The 18152-nt window shown below is 50.3% G+C and carries 11 protein-coding genes; all 11 read left to right on the top strand.

Translation table 11 applies throughout. The features are described from left to right. Positions 1-16 precede the first annotated feature (16 nt). On the top strand, positions 17-1135 hold the full coding sequence (locus tag AC1DYT_RS25660; RefSeq protein WP_477472341.1) for a DUF4407 domain-containing protein: 1119 nt from the start codon (positions 17-19) through the stop codon (positions 1133-1135). 43 nt (positions 1136-1178) lie between these two features. Then, complete coding sequence (locus AC1DYT_RS25655; RefSeq protein ID WP_477472340.1) at positions 1179-1472, top strand: nucleotidyltransferase family protein; 294 nt, start codon at positions 1179-1181, stop codon at positions 1470-1472. A gap of 112 nt (positions 1473-1584) precedes the next feature. Continuing rightward, on the top strand, positions 1585-3450 hold the full coding sequence (locus AC1DYT_RS25650) for a M61 family metallopeptidase (RefSeq protein ID WP_477472339.1): 1866 nt from the start codon (positions 1585-1587) through the stop codon (positions 3448-3450). A 2-nt stretch (positions 3451-3452) separates the two neighbouring features. Then, the gene (locus AC1DYT_RS25645) at positions 3453-4748 is read left to right on the top strand and encodes a M20/M25/M40 family metallo-hydrolase (RefSeq protein ID WP_477472338.1); all 1296 of its coding nucleotides are present in this window, start codon (positions 3453-3455) and stop codon (positions 4746-4748) included. Between the two features lie 188 nt (positions 4749-4936). After that, positions 4937-5602, top strand: a complete 666-nt coding sequence (locus AC1DYT_RS25640) for a 3-keto-disaccharide hydrolase (protein WP_477472337.1) — start codon at positions 4937-4939, stop codon at positions 5600-5602. Between the two features lie 28 nt (positions 5603-5630). Continuing rightward, positions 5631-7364, top strand: coding sequence for a GMC family oxidoreductase (locus AC1DYT_RS25635; protein ID WP_477472336.1), 1734 nt, complete (start codon positions 5631-5633; stop codon positions 7362-7364). Positions 7365-7370: 6 nt separating this feature from the next. Beyond that, complete coding sequence (locus tag AC1DYT_RS25630; RefSeq protein ID WP_477472335.1) at positions 7371-8006, top strand: gluconate 2-dehydrogenase subunit 3 family protein; 636 nt, start codon at positions 7371-7373, stop codon at positions 8004-8006. Between the two features lie 594 nt (positions 8007-8600). After that, a complete protein-coding gene (locus AC1DYT_RS25625; RefSeq protein ID WP_477472334.1) occupies positions 8601-9347 on the top strand; it encodes a YdcF family protein in 747 nt (248 codons plus the stop codon). Between the two features lie 2 nt (positions 9348-9349). Further along, positions 9350-10339, top strand: coding sequence for a glycoside hydrolase family 43 protein (locus tag AC1DYT_RS25620; RefSeq protein ID WP_477472333.1), 990 nt, complete (start codon positions 9350-9352; stop codon positions 10337-10339). A gap of 46 nt (positions 10340-10385) precedes the next feature. After that, entirely contained in the window at positions 10386-14120 is a 3735-nt protein-coding gene (locus AC1DYT_RS25615) for a T9SS type B sorting domain-containing protein (protein ID WP_477472332.1), read from the top strand. Between the two features lie 36 nt (positions 14121-14156). Further along, on the top strand, positions 14157-18032 hold the full coding sequence (locus AC1DYT_RS25610) for a T9SS type B sorting domain-containing protein (protein ID WP_477472331.1): 3876 nt from the start codon (positions 14157-14159) through the stop codon (positions 18030-18032). Positions 18033-18152 lie beyond the last annotated feature (120 nt).

Here is an 18152-nt window from a genome sequence, read left to right as displayed (position 1 = left end):
ACAATTGCTAGTTTAAATGAAGAAGATTAACCGGTTTTTTTGGTTCTGTTCCGGAGCGCATATAGATACTTTAAAGAAATACCCCATAGAGCATAATAAATACGTAGGCATTGGGGCTACTATATTTTTCACGGCCCTGTTTGCTTCGTTATCAGGCGGTTATGCTATGTATTTCGTATTCAGCGGCGATGCTTTTGCCGTTGGCTTCGCTATACTTTTCGGCCTGTTGTGGGGCACGGCAATCTTTAATATGGATAGGTACATCGTATCCAGCATAAACAAAGAGGGCAGTACCAACCAGCAGATATTGCAGGCCTCGCCGCGGATATTATTGGCCATTATGATAGGCGTGGTTATCTCGCGCCCGCTGGAACTGAAGATTTTCGACAAAGAAATACGCCAGAAACTTAAGACGGCTTACCTAAAAGGGCAGCACAGCAAGATAGATTCGCTGCAGAAAACCTACTCTCAGAAATATGCACAGGAGCTGGGCAAGAATACCGACCTGAAAAAGGAAAAAGATTCACTGGAACGCGACATCAATCGCTCGCGCTACCAGCTAAACCAGGAGGTTTTTGGCGATAAAACCAACCAAACATCTGGCATCACCGGGTATGGCACCTACGCCAAGCAAAAAGAGCAGGTGCTTAAAGAGAAAGAAGACCGCCTGAAAACGGTGACTGATAACCTGGGGCAGATGGATACTTACCTAAGCCGGCGCAAAGATTATGAAGGTGTGAACGCCACCCGCCTTTTCAATGAGCACCAGCTGGATAGCCTGTCGAACGTGGCCGGCTTTGCCGATCGTAACTGGGCGCTTGGGCAGCTTTCGTACAACGTAGACGGCTCGCGCGATCTGGATACTTATCTGGCTATATCTTTTATCGGTTACCTGTTTATCCTGTTCGAATGTTTGCCGGTGTTCGTGAAACTAATGTCGCCAAAGGGCCCGTACGATACCGCCATCGCCAAAATTGCCGAGGCGAACGTGCATTTTGCCGATAAGGATAAAGACCGCGAGATAGCTGTTACCGATGGCACATACGACCATAACCTTGATACCGATATTGACCGGCGAAAGCGGGTTATCACGGCGCAATCCGAATTCGATTTCGGGCGGCAGAGTTATGATTGATGTATATAAGTAAATCAAATATTAAATTTTGTTATATTTGGATATGCAGTTATCAGCCAGCGATATAGCCATTGTAAAAGATTATTTTGAAACCCAACCGGTTTTAAAGGCATATCTTTTTGGCTCGTATTCGCGCAATGAAGCTGATGCTTATAGCGATGTGGATATCCTGGTAGACCTTGATTATTCTACGCACATAGGGCTTGGTTTCGTAACCATGCAGGCCGATTTACAAGACAAACTTCATAAAAATGTTGACCTTGTATCGTCAAACGGTGTTTCTGCTCACTTGTATCCCTTTATAGAGAAAGACAAAGTGCTTATCTATGAAAGGTAAGCGCATACCTCCATCAACCACTCCCTACTCACCATTCTCCTTCCTGTAATAAAATTGATAGAAAACGTTTAGCTATTAAATGTTAACTTCAACGCCGTAATTTACCCATTTCATGAAGAAACTATTTACGCTTGCGGCAGCTACTATGCTGGCTGCATCGGCTATGGCCCAAAAGCAAAAGGCCATTTACTATACCATCTCATTCCCTAACGCGGTACACCACGAAGCCGAAGTACTGCTTACCATTCCGCAGGCGCCCGGCGGTGCGCTCAAGATACACATGAGCCGTTCCTCTCCCGGTCGTTACGCGACGCACGAATTCGGCAAGAATATCTATAACTTAAAAGCTACAGGTGCCGATAACGTGCCGCTGATTATCAAACAAATAGAGGGCGATTTTTACGAGATACAAGGCACTACCGAAACCGTAAAAATAAGCTATACACTTTTTGCCAACTGGACCGACGGTACCTACGCCAGTGTTGATGCCAGCCACGCCCACCTCAACATGCCAGCCACCCTGATGTGGGCAGAAGGCCAAACCGAAAGGCCCATCAAAATACAGTTCAATGATGCTGACAAGTATGGCTGGAAAGTAGCCACCCAGCTGAAACCCGAAGGCGATAACGTTTACAGCGCGCCCGACCTGCAATACCTGATGGATAGCCCTACTGAGCTATCGGCCTACAAAATAAACAGCTGGACGGTTGATAACAACGGCAAGCCCGAGAAGATAAACCTTACCACCCACTCAGACGATAGCCAGGCCGTGATTGATAATTTTGCCAAAATGGTGCAGAAGATGGTGCTGGAAGAAAAAGCCGTTTTTGGCGAACTGCCTGTTTACGATAATGGCGAGTACACTTTTTTGCAGGACGTACATCCAAATACATCGGGCGATGGCATGGAGCACCGCAACTCTACAATCATCGTACAGCCTGCGCCAAAGGTAGAGGGTTTTGAGACCAGGCTCATAGGTACGTTCTCGCATGAATACTTCCACAGCTGGAACGTAAAGCGCATCCGCCCCAAGTCGTTGGAGCCATTCAACTTTACCCACGCCAATATCAGCGCGGAACTTTGGTTTGCCGAGGGCTTTACCCAATACTACGGCGAATTGGTTTTGGCCAGGGCCGGTATCAACTCCGTTGAAGATTATACCCGCACCATAGCCGGTTTGGTGAACCAGGCGTTAAACACCCAGGGCGCAGCGAAGTATTCTCCTGCTGATGCCAGCCGCTACGCTGTGTTTGCCGATGCGGGCGTATCTATCGACCCGAACAACCAAACCAATATGTTCACCAGCTATTATACCTATGGCGGTGCAACGGCCCTCGCGCTCGATTTGCGCCTCCGCAGCGAGTTCCATCTCACGCTGGACGATTATATGCGCCAGGTATGGCTGGCAAGGGGCAAAACCATGCGCCCTTATACCATTGCCGACTTACAATCAGATTTAGGCAGCCTCACCAAGAACCCCAAATTTGCTGCCGATTTCTTTAAACGCTATATAAACGGTATTGAGAAGAACGATTACGAAGCTTTGCTGGCCAAGGCAGGTATGCTATTGCGCCGTGCGCAGCCGGGTAAAGGCTGGGTTGGCCCCTTAGGAGGAGCCGGTGGCCGTGGCCGCTCGGGGCAGGCGCGTGTGAGCGATGCCGATGGTTTTGCCATCATATCCAACACCACTGCGGGTACGCCTATATACAAGGCCGGCATAGATGCAGGCGACGTGATAACCAAAGCCGATGGCAAGGATATTAAGGACGCTGCCGCCTTTACCGAGGTATTGGCTGGCAAAAAGCCAGGCGATAAGATTGCCGTTACCTTTAAAAACCGCGCAGGCATACACGAAACCGTCATCACGTTGGAAGAAAACCCGGCCTACGAAGTGGTACTGTTTGAAAAAGCAGGCCGCGAATTGACTAAAGAACAACAGGATTTCCGCAACAACTGGTTATCATCAAAAGTAAAATAAGCATGAAAAAATTTATAGCAGCCCTTGCCCTGGTGGCAACATCGGCATACAGCTTTGGGCAGGACGTAGACAAACTGATAAAACAGGATGACGTAGAACGCATCATCAAAACGCTCAGTGCCGACGATATGCAAGGCCGCGGTACCTTTACGCCGGGCATTGATAAAGCGGCAACCTTTATCGAGGGCGAATTTAAGGCAGCGGGCATAAAACCGCTTGCGGGCGCAAAGGGCTTCAGGCAAAACTTCAGCATGCTGCGCACCACGCCTGTAAGCGCCAAGGTTACCCTGAACGGTAGCGATGTGTCGGCTGATAAGTTTGCAGTTAACGCATCAGGCTCGTTCAACTGGGCCAGTCTTGATGGTGTGGAGGTGGTGAAAATTGCCGCTGGTAAAAACCTGATAGCCGAATACCAGGCAATATTAAAAAACAGCAAGACGAGTATCGTACTGGTAGATACCAGCTACTCGGCCATGTTTAAAAGGTTGGTTGCGCGCGCAAAACGCGGAGGCACATCTTTTAAAGGTGTTGCCGGTGCAGATAATCCTATTGTTTTTGTGATGGCCGGTATGGACGATGTAAAATCACTTACCGTTAACTACGAAGCCAAAACCGAAGAGAAACCTTTGTTCAACGTTGCGGGGATGATTTCCGGCAAATCAAAGCCGGATGAATACGTGGTATTCTCGGGCCACTACGATCACCTGGGCATCCTTAAACCAATGGAGGGCGATAGCATTGCCAACGGGGCCGACGATGATGCATCGGGTACAACCGCTGTTATCGAGCTGGCCAAGTATTACAAAAAATTGAACAATAACGAGCGCACGCTCATCTTCGTGGCATTTACCGCAGAAGAAATTGGAGGTTACGGCTCGCAATACTTCTCTAAACAAATGGACCCAGATAAAGTGGTAGCCATGTTCAACATCGAAATGATTGGCAAGGCCTCCAAATTCGGCGAGAATTCGGCATTCATCACCGGCTATGAGCGGTCGGATTTTGGCAAGATACTGCAAAGCAATCTGGAGGGCACGGCATTCAAATTCTACCCGGATCCTTACCCGCAACAGAATCTATTCTACCGCAGCGATAACGCAACGCTGGCCGCCCTGGGCGTGCCCGCGCACACTATCAGTACCGACCAGATTGATACCGATAAACTATACCATTCGGTTAAAGATGAGTTCAGCAGCATGGATGTAAGCAACATCGTGGCAACCATAAGGGCAATAGCCTTGAGTTCGCGCTCTATAGTAGCCGGCAAGGATGCGCCTACCAGGATACCCAAGCTATAACGACAACAAGATACCGGGAAAGGCGACTCGATAAGTCATATGGCACCTTTCCCGGCTCTTACCTTTATTAGGGTTTATACTTTTTTAGAATGATCGCACGTTAACGTAGCATCCAATAAAATAAATACTACTTTTACTACCAAACTAAACAAAAACGCAGCCCGCTCGTGCTGCTAAAACGAAACAGCATGAAAAAATTAATCTTAAGCGCTTTGGCGTTATCGGCAATCGGTTACACGGCATCTGCCCAAAAAACAACGAAAATATTCGATGGCAAAACCACCACCGGCTGGCACTCATACAACAAAACAGGCGCGGGCGCGTGGTCGGTAGTTGATGGCGCTTTACAGCTCGACCCGAAATCTACAGAGGCAGCAGACTTGCTTACCGATGCCGAATACGAAAACTTTGAGCTGAGCATAGATTGGAAGATTGCCGAAGGCGGCAATAGCGGTATCATCTTCGGCGTGCACGAAGACCCATCATTAGACGCTACTTACTTAACCGGTATCGAAATGCAGGTTTTGGACAATAAGGAAGCTGAAGATAATAAAAATCCTACCCACCTGGCTGGTAGCTTATATGATATGAAGGGCGCACCTGCCACCGCTGCAAAACCAGCCGGCGAATGGAACAAGGTAAAGTTACGTAAACAGAACGGCCATCTTACCTTTTGGCTAAATGGCGTGCAAACCGTTGATGTAACCATAGGCAGCCCCGAGTGGACCGAAATGCTGAACGCAAGCAAATTCAAAACATGGGAAGGTTTTGCCAAATATCCTAAAGGCCATATTGCTTTACAGGGCCACGGCGCGGTAGTTTGCTACAAAAACATCTCCATAAAACAACTTTAGGCACGACCCTCAACCGGGATATTTTCTAATGGAAGATTTACAGATAAAAAAATCGGGCACCACGTACGATGTGGTGGTGGTAGGCTCGGGCGCGGGCGGTGGCATGGCTGCCTATGTACTGGCCAATGCAGGCGTTAAAGTATTGATGCTTGAGGCCGGTCCGTTCTTCGATCCGCAGAAAGATTCGATGCAATTGAAATGGCCATGGGAATCGGCACGCAGGGGCGCAAGCAGTACCCGGCCCTTCGGCGACTTCGATGCGGCGTTCGGCGGCTGGGAGATAGAGGGCGAACCATATACCACTAAAGATAAAACAGAGTTCTACTGGTTCCGCTCGCGTATGCTGGGCGGGCGCACCAACCATTGGGGCCGCATAAGCCTCAGGATGGGGCCGCAGGATTTCCAGCCGACAGACGGGCTCACCGATCCCTGGCCGATTACCTACGACGACGTAAAACCCTTTTACGACAAGGTAGACCGCCTGATAGGCATCTACGGCACCAAAGAAAATATAGAAAGCGAACCGGATGGCATCTTTTTGCCACCGCCAAAGCCGCGTTTGAACGAACTGTTTATAACGCAGGGTGCGCGCAAAGCGGGCGTAAAGGTCATCCCAGGCCGCGGATCGGTACTTACCGAAGCCTTGCCTGGCAATAAAGACCGTGGCGCCTGTTTCTTTTGCGGGCAATGCGGTCGCAGCTGCAAAATTTACGGCGATTTTTCGGCATCATCGTGCCTGGTTATACCGGCCATCAAAACCGGTAACCTGAAGGTTATACCCAACGCCATGGTACGCGAGGTATTGACGGATAAGGATGGCCTGGCCACCGGCGTATCCTATGTAAGTAAAGACGATATGCAGGAGTACCAGGTAAACGCCAAAACGGTGATATTGGGTGCCAGCGCAGGCGAATCGGCGCGTATATTGCTCAACTCCAAATCATCTGCCCATCCGGGTGGTTTGGCCAACAGCAGCGGTGTGGTAGGCAAATACCTGCACGATTCTACAGGCTCAAGCGCGGGCGGCTTTTTGCCCCAATTGCTGGATCGCAAACGCTACAACGAAGACGGCGTGGGCAGCGTACACATCTACTCGCCATGGTGGCTGGATAATAAGAAACTCAACTTCCCGCGCGGGTATCATATCGAATACGGCGGCGGCTTGCACATGCCATCGTACGGCTTTGGCTTCAACATGCATAAAATGAACGGGCTGGTGCCCGATAGGGATGGCAAACCTAAAGAAGCCGGCGGCTACGGCGCATCGCTTAAAGATGATTACCGCCGCTTTTTTGGCACCCAGGTGGGCATGGCCGGTCGTGGTACCGCTATTGCCCGTGCCGAGAACTATTGCGAGATAGACCCTAATGTGGTTGATAAATTCGGTATCCCGGTTTTGCGCTTTAACTACACCTGGACCAACGACGAAATAAACCAGGCAAAGCACATGCAGGATACCTTTGAAGAAGTACTGCATAACATGGGTGCCATACACGGCCCTAAACAAGGTGCCGACACCAATTATGGGCTGGAAGCACCCGGCAAGATCATCCACGAGGTTGGCACTATCCGCATGGGTAACGACCCATCCAAATCGGCACTGAACAAGTATTGCCAGGCGCATGATTGCCGCAACCTGTTCGTGGTAGATGCCGCACCCTTTGTACAGCAGGGCGATAAAAACGCCACCTGGACCATATTGGCCCTAAGCATGCGCACCGCAGAATATATTTTGGCTCAACGTAAAAAACTCAACGTATAACGCATCATGAACAGACGCGACTCACTAAAGGCACTTGGCCTGGGCACGCTATCGGCAACGGTATTGCTGGAAGCCTGCAAAACGCCCGATAATAATAATACGGCGGCAACCGTGACTGATGGCGCGGAGGGCACACCCGGTCGCCAACCCGCAGAGGTTGAACGGGAAAAGAAGCTGTTAGCCGATAAATTCTTTACCGACCACGAGATGGCCACCGTTGCAATACTGGCAGATATCATCATCCCTAAGGACGATAAATCGGGCAGTGCCACGGATGCGAAGGTGCCGGAATTCATCGAATTCATCGTAAAAGATATACCCGAGCACCAACTGCCTATGCGCGGCGGCTTACGCTGGCTGGATGTGCAGAGCCTCAACCGCTTCGGCAAAACTTTCGTGGCTAGTACATCGGCGCAGCAAATACAATTGGTAGACCAGATTGCCTACCCTGCAAAAGCCAAACCCGAAATGCAGCAGGGTGTAGCATTCTTTAACCGCATGCGCGATTTAACGGCTACAGGCTTCTTTACCACCAAAATGGGGATACAAGACCTCGGCTTCGCGGGAAACTCGCCCAACAAATGGGAAGGCGTGCCTGCCGATGTATTGAAGCAATACGGGATGGAGAACGTGGTAGTATAGGTAAGCGGGCAGAGCCCTTTTGTCCGGTTGTATTTTATAGAAAATGTTGGATAAATCAGGCAAACTTAAGCCTACCGAGGAAAGCTCAGCCTGCCGTTTTTCCTCCTTCTACAAGCCTGAATTTACCCAAAAAGCCGTAAAAAATCTGTGTTTTTCGGAGTTTTTCTTAGCTTTTTGGGTGTTTTTGACCTTATTTCTGCAAAAACGCAAAAACGGCCATTCCAAGCTGGAGTGGCCGTTTTTGGCTAAATGATACCTGTTCGGCCCCCGGAATTATTTCCAGCTTTTTCCAGTAAACCGCGCCCGTTTTAGCTATAACTTTCCAGGAAATTCCAGCTTTGGAAAACCCTTTAATGACATTGATAAGAAGGGTGCGGCCGGGTGAGTACGCCCACAATTTATACAACAAAGCCCGGGCGTAATTAAACGCCACGGGCCTGTCATCACTCACCATCCTTGCGCGAACGCATTTGCCCTTTTTGCCTCCTGCGTTTTTTAAACTGTTTCGTTTAAGTTATCAGACGCGTATAATAAATTACAGGTTACAACCCATTTAACATAAAAATGAGTTAAATTGTACCGCCATTTAATACCATGTATTTTATCCTTTCCAAAGTATTATATATCCTTATACTGCCTTTTATATGGGCTTTTGGTTTGTTGGTGTATGCCATCATTACCAAAAACCCTAAAAGGCGGCGCAAGCTGTTGATTGCTGCGGTGGCTATCATCTACGTTTTCGGCAATCCATTGCTGATTAAGTTTTACTCAAACCTGTGGGATGTAAAGGCTTATAACCCCGACAATACCAAATTCAGCAGCATTATTTTATTGGGCGGATTCGTATCAGAGGACGAAAACAAGCACGGCTTTTTCAACGATGCTGATGACCGCTACACCGAGGCCGTTAAACTGTTGAAAAACGGCACCGCATCGCACCTGTTGTTTACGGGCGGTAATGGCAACCTCAACCCCGATGGGTTCCAGGAAGGGCTTTTCGTGCAGGCCGAGCTACGTAAGCTTAACATCCCCGACAGTGCTGTATTGATTGAGAGCCATGCCCGCAATACTTTCGAAAATGCGTCGCTCTCAAAACCCCTCCTGCAAAAATCAGGATTAAAGCCGCCCTACCTGCTGGTAACCTCAGCTTTCCATATGCGGCGGGCACTACTCATCTTCAAAAAAGCGGGCATACCGGTTGTGGCTTACCCTTGCGATTATGATAAGACAAACCGAGGCAGCATATCTTTTATGGATATATGGCCCGATACCGGCGTGKTTGGCAAATGGAACACCTATATTAAAGAATTAATTGGCTACATCGTAGCCTCGTTAAAATAAGCATGAAACGAATACTTATAACTATATCACTATTTTCTGCTCTTTGCCTGCAATTTGCATCGGCACAAAAATCTGCTAAGAAAAAAACGTCGGGCAACCCAATCGTACAAGGCTGGTATGCCGACCCGGAAGCTACCATATTCGGCAAGGAATATTGGGTGTACCCTACCTACTCTGATAAGTATGAGCAACAAGTACATTTCGATGCCTTCTCCTCGCCCGATCTGGTGAACTGGACCAAGCACGCCAATGTGCTCGATTCCTCCAATGTAAAATGGGCAAAACGCGCCATGTGGGCACCCGCCATCGTTAAAAAAGACGGCAAATATTATTTCTTTTTCGGTGCCAACGATATCCAGAATGACCAGACCCTGGGCGGCATAGGCGTTGCCGTTGCCGATAAGCCCGAGGGGCCTTTTAAAGATTATTTGGGCAAGCCTTTAATAGATAAATTCTACAACGGGGCGCAGCCGATAGACCAATTTGTGTTTAAGGATACTGATGGGCAGTACTACATCATTTACGGCGGCTGGCGGCATTGCAACATCGCGAAGCTGAACAATGATTTTACAGCCATTGTACCTCTTGCCGATGGTACCCTTTTCCGCGAGATTACGCCGGAAGGCTATGTAGAGGGTCCTGTAATGTTTACGCGCAAGGGCAAATACTATTTCATGTGGTCTGAAGGTGGCTGGACCGGCCCCGATTACCGCGTAGCTTACGCCGTGGGCGATAACATCAACGGCCCCTTCAAAAAAATAGATGTGATTTTAAAGCAGGACCCCAGCGTGGCAACCGGCGCGGGCCATCACTCGGTAATTAACGTACCGGGTACCGATGATTGGTATATTATTTACCACCGCCGCCCTTTAACCGAAACCGATGGCAACCACCGCGTAACCTGTATAGATAAACTGGTGTTTGATGCCAATGGGCTTATACAGCCTGTAAAAATCACCAACCAAGGCGTAACACCCAGAAAGATAAAATGATGCATAAGCCGTGCTGAAACGGATATCCCATATCGCTATCTGCATAATGGCCCTTATGGCCGTAAGTAAGAGCTATGGGCAGGCACCCAAAATAAGCTACCCCGACGTAAACTCCTTTAAAGTGGGCACGCCCATAACCCCGCTGATACCAACCCAGTTGGGCGGCGCGGTGCCTGCAACCATTTTTGGGCAGATAACTACCTTTGCCGGCAGCGGTTCGCCCGGCGCTACCGATGCAAATGGACTGCAAGCCAGTTTTAGAGCCCCCTTCGGCCTTAAATTTGATGCTGCGAGCAATTTGTATGTGGCCGATGTAGGCAACAACAAGATACGGAAGATAACCCCTGCGGGCGACGTATCTACCTTTGCGGGCACGGGGGCCGTAGGTTCTGCGGATGGGGCCTATCTTATTGCCACATTTAACGCGCCAACCGGTATAACTATTGATAAGTTGGGCAACGTGTTTGTTGCCGACCGGAACAACCACACCATCAGGATGATTACCCCGACGGGTACGGTTAGCACCTTGGCCGGTTTACCCGGCGCGTCGGGCCTGGTAAATTCGCAAGGCTCGTTTGCGCGATTCAACCAGCCAACCGGCCTTGCGGTTGATAAAACAGGCGGGCTTTTTGTTGCCGATTACGGAAACAACCGCATACGCCACCTTGGGCTGGATGGCACGGCGGCTGAGATAGCAGGCAGTACGGCCGGCTGGGTAGACGGGCAGGGGCCAGCAGCAAAGCTGAACGCGCCGATTGCTATACATTTTGGCAGTAATGGCCTTTTTTATATTGGCGACGATTCGCATATCCGCGGGCTGGACGATGACAATAACGTAAACACCGTAGCGGGTAGTTTCTTCAGTGGCACTTTCGATGGCCTTTTCCTCAGCGCAAGGTTCAGCCTGCCTTCGGGTATCGTACGTGATGCTGCGGGGACGATATTCGTAGCCGATTATGGCAGCGGCATTATCAGGCGGCTGGGTACAGACAATATCGTAGAAAATATTGCCAGCGGCCCCCTCAACGGCCCGGCAGGCATTGAAATAGATAACCTGGGCAACTTATACGTTGCCGACGAACGCAATAACGTAATACGAAAAATAACCACAACCGGCTATACCATTTCGCCCGCTTTGCCGCCTGGCCTCACCTTCAATAGTGCTACCGGTGAGATAAGCGGCACCCCGTTGTCGAAGATACAGACGTCCAACTATTCGGTTTTGGCCTATAATACTTCGGGCAAAGGCGCCTACACGTTCACGCTGGAGGTGCGCGAGGCGCAGTTGAAACCACAGGTGATTACTTTTGGCCCGCTGGCCGATGCTACCGTGGGCGACCAGGATATCATCCCCGGCGCTACCAGCACCAACCCAACCATACCCATTACCTATACCAGCAGCGATTTTGCGGTAGCCACCATTGCCAATGGCAAAATACATTTAACCGGCCCCGGCACAGCTATCATTACTGCCATGCAAGCCGGCAATACCGACTATGATGCGGCCCCGCCGGTTCCGCAGGAGATAAAAGTTGCCCCCGAACCCGATTTTGCCAAGCCAACCGTTGAAGCCCAGCCCGGGCCCTTTACCTTTGCTTTAGATCAGTTTGGCAACTACATCGTAACGGCAGAGCAGCTGGCCAAAATTACGCCCGGCCCCCAAACACCGCCATTAACCATTACCATAAGGCCAACCGCCGAGTTTACCTGCGAGGATTTGGGCCAGCAAATGATAACCATTGGCGCAGGCTACGGCCCCGACCCTGCCGACCCACTGAACGCCGAGTTTGATGAACCAAGCGCTATCTCTTACGATGCTTCGTCGGGGGCGCTGTATGTATCAGACCAGGCCTTTACCAAGATAAGGAAGTACGGCACCGATACCCGCGTTACCACCCTCGCCGGCGGCGTAAACGGATACCGCGAGGGAATTGGGGCAAACGTTGGCTTTAGCGCCAATCTGCTCTCTTTGGCCAACGATGCGCAGGGAAACACCTACGTGTGCGACGTATTCAACAACGCCGTAAGGCGCATAACCCCCGAAGGCCTTACCATCACTTTTGCCGGGCCTGCGCTAAGGGCCGCAAACGGCGGCAATACGTTCACGCCCGAGTCGATAGCCATTGATGCATCAAACAATATTTTCATTGCCGATAAAACAAACATATTCAAGGTATCGCTTGATGGCAGCACCGTTACCCCATTTGCAAGCGGTTTTGCCGGGATAACGGGCCTCACTTTCGATAAAAGCGGCAACATGTTCGTAAGCACCAACGCTTATAATAACGGCAACGGTGTTTATAAAATAACGCCAAATCGCGTAGTCACACCTATTTATATCGTGCCCTCTGCTGCCGGTTTTGCCCGCCTTGTGGTTGATAGCAAGGGCAATATCTTTGTAGGTTCCTCCGGCGCAGTTATTTATAAAATTACGCAGGATGGGCAATTTTCAATTTATGCCGGCGGCTCCTCGGAAGGATTCGCAGATGGCAACTTACAGAAAGCCAGGTTTCATAACCCCCAGGGCATCGGTATCGACCCATCAGATAACCTTTACATTGCCGATTCTGACAATCACCGCATACGCAAAATTACGCCGGCCGGTAAAGTAACCACTATTGCCGGCAGCGGCAAACCCGGGCCGAAGGATAATACCAACAAGAGTAATGCCGCCAAGGTTACGGTACCGGTAACCATAATAAGCGCATTGGCGTTTACCAGCGTGCAGAATAACGTAGAGATTCCGGCTGCGTTAAGGTGCCCGGCCTACCTGCCCGATTACAGTACCAATGCCGTAGCCCTAAGCACCTGCGCCAACAAAATAACCATAACCCAAACGCCGGCAGCAGGCACGCCACTAGCCATAGGCCAGACGGTTGCGGTAAAATTGATTGCGCAGGATAACCTTGGCCAAACAACCGAAATGCCCTTTACCGTTACCGCCATCGCACTGCCTAAACCAACTATAGCTATTGTACCAACCACAGCCGCCCGTTGCGATGGCGGCCCTATATCGTTTACTGCAACAACACAGGGCGAAGGCACGCACGCCACTTATAACTGGCAGGTAAATGGTACAACCGCTTATACCGGCGGTAAAGATTTTACATCAAGCAGCCTCAAAACCGGTGATAGAGTAACCTGCGTAGTAACCAACCATGATTATTGCGAACCGGTAGACTCAGACCCGTCTGCGACTTACACAGTTTCTACCGACCCATCGGTGCTTACTTCGGTAACGGTTTCGGCATCGCTTACTGATGCCATATGCCCCGGCGTGGCGGTTACCTTTACGGCAAGCCCGGGCAACGATGCCCAGGTTTTGGGCAATGTGCCAAATTACCAGTGGAAAGTAAACGGAGAGCCGAAGGGCAGCAATAGTGCTGTATTTACCGCCAACAACCTGGTTGACCGCGACGAGGTTGTTTGTGAGATGACCAGCAACATCAAATGCGCCATCAACCCGGTGGTATCATCGGCGCCTATCATCATAAGGGTAAAAACAGATGCTGAATGCGCCATAAAAATACCTACTGCCTTTACGCCGAATGGCGATGGCGTAAACGATTTATGGGAAATACCCGAGCTAAGCAGCTTCCCCGATTGTGATTTTTCGATTTTTAACCGTTACGGCAAATTGGTTTACCACTCTATTGGTTACACCAAAATGTGGGACGGGGCCTTTAACGGCAAAAAGCTGGCAGCCGGCACCTACTATTACATGATAAACCTAAAGACCGGCCGCCCACCCCTTAGCGGCCCGATAACGATACTGAGATAAATGCGGGGCGATTCATAAAATGCTTAAAACAGGCTGGTGAGATGGATAAAACACATGAGCTGTTGCGTTGCTGCCTTTTTAGCGGCGGGGCATGCTTTTGGCCAATTGCCACGGTTTAGGGATCTGCCCGATCAGCAGTATTATATGGGCACGCCCATAACGCCGTTAGCACCCAACTTCAGGCCAACCAGCGGGCCGGTGCCGCCAAACGTTTATGGGCAGGTAACCACCTTTGCAGGCTCGGGCAATGCCGGTTTGGTAAACGGCAAGGGAAAGCTGGCGAGCTTTAATTCGCCCATGGATATTAAATTGGATGCCGCGGGTAATTTATACGTGGCCGATGCCGGCAATAACGCCATTCGTAAGATAGCGCCCGACGGCACAGTTATCACGTTGGCCGGCGGCAGTGCAGAGGGCTATACTGATGGAACAGGCGCGGCGGCAAAATTTGCATACCCCACGGGGTTGGTGCTGGATGCGGCGGGGAATTTATTCGTGGTAGATCAGCAAAACCAGCTCATCCGTAAGATTACGCCTGCGGGGGTAGTCAGCGTTTACGCCGGTACCCCCGGGGTTGCGGGCATGTCTAACAATATCGTCAATTTCCCTACCGGCATCACCATAGATAAATACGGTACCCTGTTTATTACTGATAGCTACAACCTGCGTGTGCGGCAGCTGCCGGGGCAGTATCTTACCAGTTTTGCAGGCAGAGGCCAGGGCAGGGGCCCTCTGGCCGATTTTAACGGACCTGGCGAAGAAGCAAAATTTGGCGCAATAACAGGCATTACCGTTGGCCCCGACGAGAATTTTTATGTGGTAGATGGTGAATTGGTCAGGAAAATTAGTCCCTCGGCCGTCGTAAGCACTTATCTTGGGGTTAACACCTCGCATGGGGCATTTAATGGGGATGCAAAAACAGCGGTGTTCCAATATTTATTCGGGATCGCCATCGCTAAAGCGGGCACGGTTTTCCTCTCCGATCAGGGCAACCACCTAATCCGCAGGTATGGCGTGCGCGAGAACTTCGTAACCTGGCTTGCAGGCAACGAAGGCAAAACCGGGCCGGTAGATGGCGTAGGGCAATCGGCATTATTCAATAAACCATCGGGTATTTGTATTGACGATGCAGGATTTTTATACGTGGCCGATGCAGGCAACAACCTGATACGGAAGGTGTGCACCACCGGCTTCCAGATATTCCCGGCGTTGCCACCGGGCCTAACTTTCGATGCCACTACCGGCGCCATTAGCGGTACACCTACCAAGCCCTCGCCGCTTACCCTTTACACCGTTGTAGGTTATAATACCGAAGGGCAGGGGCAATATTCTGTAAGCATCCAGGTGAATGAATTTACGCGCCGGCAGCAAACCATAACGCTGGACCCGATTCCCACTAAAAAAGAAACCGATCCCGATTTCCTGGTAAACGTAACACGCAGCAACCCCTCATTACCTTATACTTTAAGCACCAGCGACATCAGCATAGCATCTATTGCCGATGGTAAGGTGCATATCCTTGGCCCGGGTACCGTCTATATTTATGCCGACCAAAAAGGCGACCCGTTTTTCTACGACGCGCCGCAGGCATCGCAAAAGCTGGTAATTACCGAGGTGCCGCCCGTAGTAGTGTACCCGGATATCAAACCTAAAGCCAACCCGGTTATGATTCCGCTGGATGAGACCGGGAAATTGACGATAACACCGGACCAGCTTGCCGATATCACGCCCGAATACAACCTGCAAAAAAGCATATCCACATTGGATAAAAATGCGTACTCCTGCGCCGATGTAGGGCTGCAAACGGCCGTGATCACATCCAGTTTTGGCCCCGATCCGTTCGACCCGCTTAGTGCGCAATTTAATTATCCATCGAATATTGTATTCGATGCGGCATCAGGGAAGATGTATATACCCGATAAGGGGAATTACCGCATCAGGAGCATCGGTACCGATGGCCGTGTTGGTACGTTTGCAGGCAGCGGGCAACCCGGCAAAGCCGACGGGAAATCGAAAATAGCAGGCTTTAGCCGCGAACTGCTCACCATTACAACCGATGCGCAGGGCAATGTGTACGTATGCGATGTGGGCAATGCGCTGATCAGGAAAGTGACACCGGATGGTACAGTGAGCACCTTTGCGTACGACCAGTTGCTGCCCTTCAACGATTTCGACCCGGTGTACAGCACCGCCGTGGCTGTTGATAAGGCTGGCTATATATACGTATCAGATAAAACCCGCATCTATAAAATAACGCCCGATGGCAGCAGCGCTGGGGTTTTTGCAGGAAGCGGAAAAGAGCAAATTACGGATGGCACTGGCGCCGGTGCCGATTTTAACGGTATCAGTGGCCTGTATTTTGCAGCCAACGGCGACCTTTACGCAAGCAGTTTTGACAGTAACGATATCAACACCCTGCGCAGGATAACCCCGGCGGCGGCAGTAACCACCATCTACCGCAAAACCGATCCGCTGTTGCATTTTACCCGTGTGGTTGTGGATAGCAAGGGCAATGCGTTCGTCGGATCTACCGAACCTAAGATTTATAAAATAACGCCCGATGGCACGCTCTCGATATTTGCAGGCAGCGCAAGCCGCATTGGCGCGGTAGATGGCGATGGCCCAACCATAGCATCGTTCAACAACCCGCAGGGCATCGGTCTAGATCCGCAGGACAACCTCTACATTGCCGATCAGGACAACCACCGTATCCGCAAAATTACCCCTGCCGGTATGGTCAGCACGATTGCAGGCAGCGGCGTGGCGGGATACTTTGATAATACCAGCTACAGTAACAAAACCAAAAAGAACATCCCGGTTGCTATAACCAGCCCGATTACTATAACCAGCACTTACAATCCGGTAGTCATCCCCTATCTGGATATTTGCCCGGCCATAGTTGCAGATTATACCAAAGTGGCCACTGCAAAAAGCAGCTGCGCCAGCACTTTTACGTTTACGCAAACGCCCGCTGCAGGCACCGTATTGAGCGATGGACAAACGGTAAACCTGGTGCTTACTGCGCATGATAACCTGAGCCCTTATGACGATGCCAGCATTACTTTCACCATCACCGCCAAAAAACTGCCCACGCCAACGGTTGTCGTAAGTCCAGGATTTATAGATACCTGCGAAAGATTCCCGGTTACTTATACTGCTGTGGCACAAAACGGGGGCCTTAACCCGGTATATACATGGTATGTAAATGGCGTAGAGAAATATAGGGAGGGCGCGGAGTTTACCAGCGCAGAACTTGCCACCGGCGATAAGATAACCTGCACGGTTACCAACAGCGATGGTTGCGCGCCCATTACTTCGGCCCCATCGGCAGCGGTATCTATTAAGGCTGCTCCATCGGTTACTACAGCGGCGACCATATTTGCCTCCTATACCGATCCGATTTGCCGGGGCAGCCGGTTGGATTTTACTGCTATAACCCAAAATGTGCAGCCTGGTCCCGGCAGCCCGCGTTACCAATGGCAGGTAAACGGCAATAATGCGGGCGGCAACAGCGCAACTTTTAGCACCAACAACCTGGCCGATGGCGATGTAATTACCTGCCTCATGAGCAGTGGGGGCAAATGCGTTATCAATCCTGTTACTAAATCGAACCCCTTCATAGCTCGTGTATTGTCCGATGGTGACTGCGCTGTAACTATTCCCAATACTTTTACGCCGAATGGAGACGGCATAAACGATTACTGGCAGATACCCGTGTTGAAAAACTACCCTTTCAGCACCGTATCGATATTTAACCGTAATGGAAAGCTGCTATACCAAAGCACTGGTTATGGCAAACCATGGGATGGCACTTATCAGGGCAACGCATTGCCTGCTGGTACGTATTACTACATGGTTGATACGCACACCTTCCGCAGCGTTTTGGCCGGTTGGGTAACTATCCTGAAATAAAAAACGAGTCTGTATCATAAACAAAACCAAGGGTTAAACAACAAAACTAAATTTGGTCAAGATAGGCTTTGTGCCCTTTGCGCTCAACTATATGCCAATCTTAGCGTTCTTTGTGGTTAA

Source organism: Mucilaginibacter sp. P1_D10 (genome assembly GCF_056406215.1).
This window is presented reverse-complemented; position numbering and strand designations above follow the sequence as displayed.

Coding starts and splice junctions, on each gene's coding strand:
- AC1DYT_RS25660 (WP_477472341.1), top strand. CDS start 17: ATGAAGAAGATTAACCGGTTTTTTTGGTTCTGTTCCGGAGCGCATATA.
- AC1DYT_RS25655 (WP_477472340.1), top strand. CDS start 1,179: ATGCAGTTATCAGCCAGCGATATAGCCATTGTAAAAGATTATTTTGAA.
- AC1DYT_RS25650 (WP_477472339.1), top strand. CDS start 1,585: ATGAAGAAACTATTTACGCTTGCGGCAGCTACTATGCTGGCTGCATCG.
- AC1DYT_RS25645 (WP_477472338.1), top strand. CDS start 3,453: ATGAAAAAATTTATAGCAGCCCTTGCCCTGGTGGCAACATCGGCATAC.
- AC1DYT_RS25640 (WP_477472337.1), top strand. CDS start 4,937: ATGAAAAAATTAATCTTAAGCGCTTTGGCGTTATCGGCAATCGGTTAC.
- AC1DYT_RS25635 (WP_477472336.1), top strand. CDS start 5,631: ATGGAAGATTTACAGATAAAAAAATCGGGCACCACGTACGATGTGGTG.
- AC1DYT_RS25630 (WP_477472335.1), top strand. CDS start 7,371: ATGAACAGACGCGACTCACTAAAGGCACTTGGCCTGGGCACGCTATCG.
- AC1DYT_RS25620 (WP_477472333.1), top strand. CDS start 9,350: ATGAAACGAATACTTATAACTATATCACTATTTTCTGCTCTTTGCCTG.
- AC1DYT_RS25615 (WP_477472332.1), top strand. CDS start 10,386: ATGGCCCTTATGGCCGTAAGTAAGAGCTATGGGCAGGCACCCAAAATA.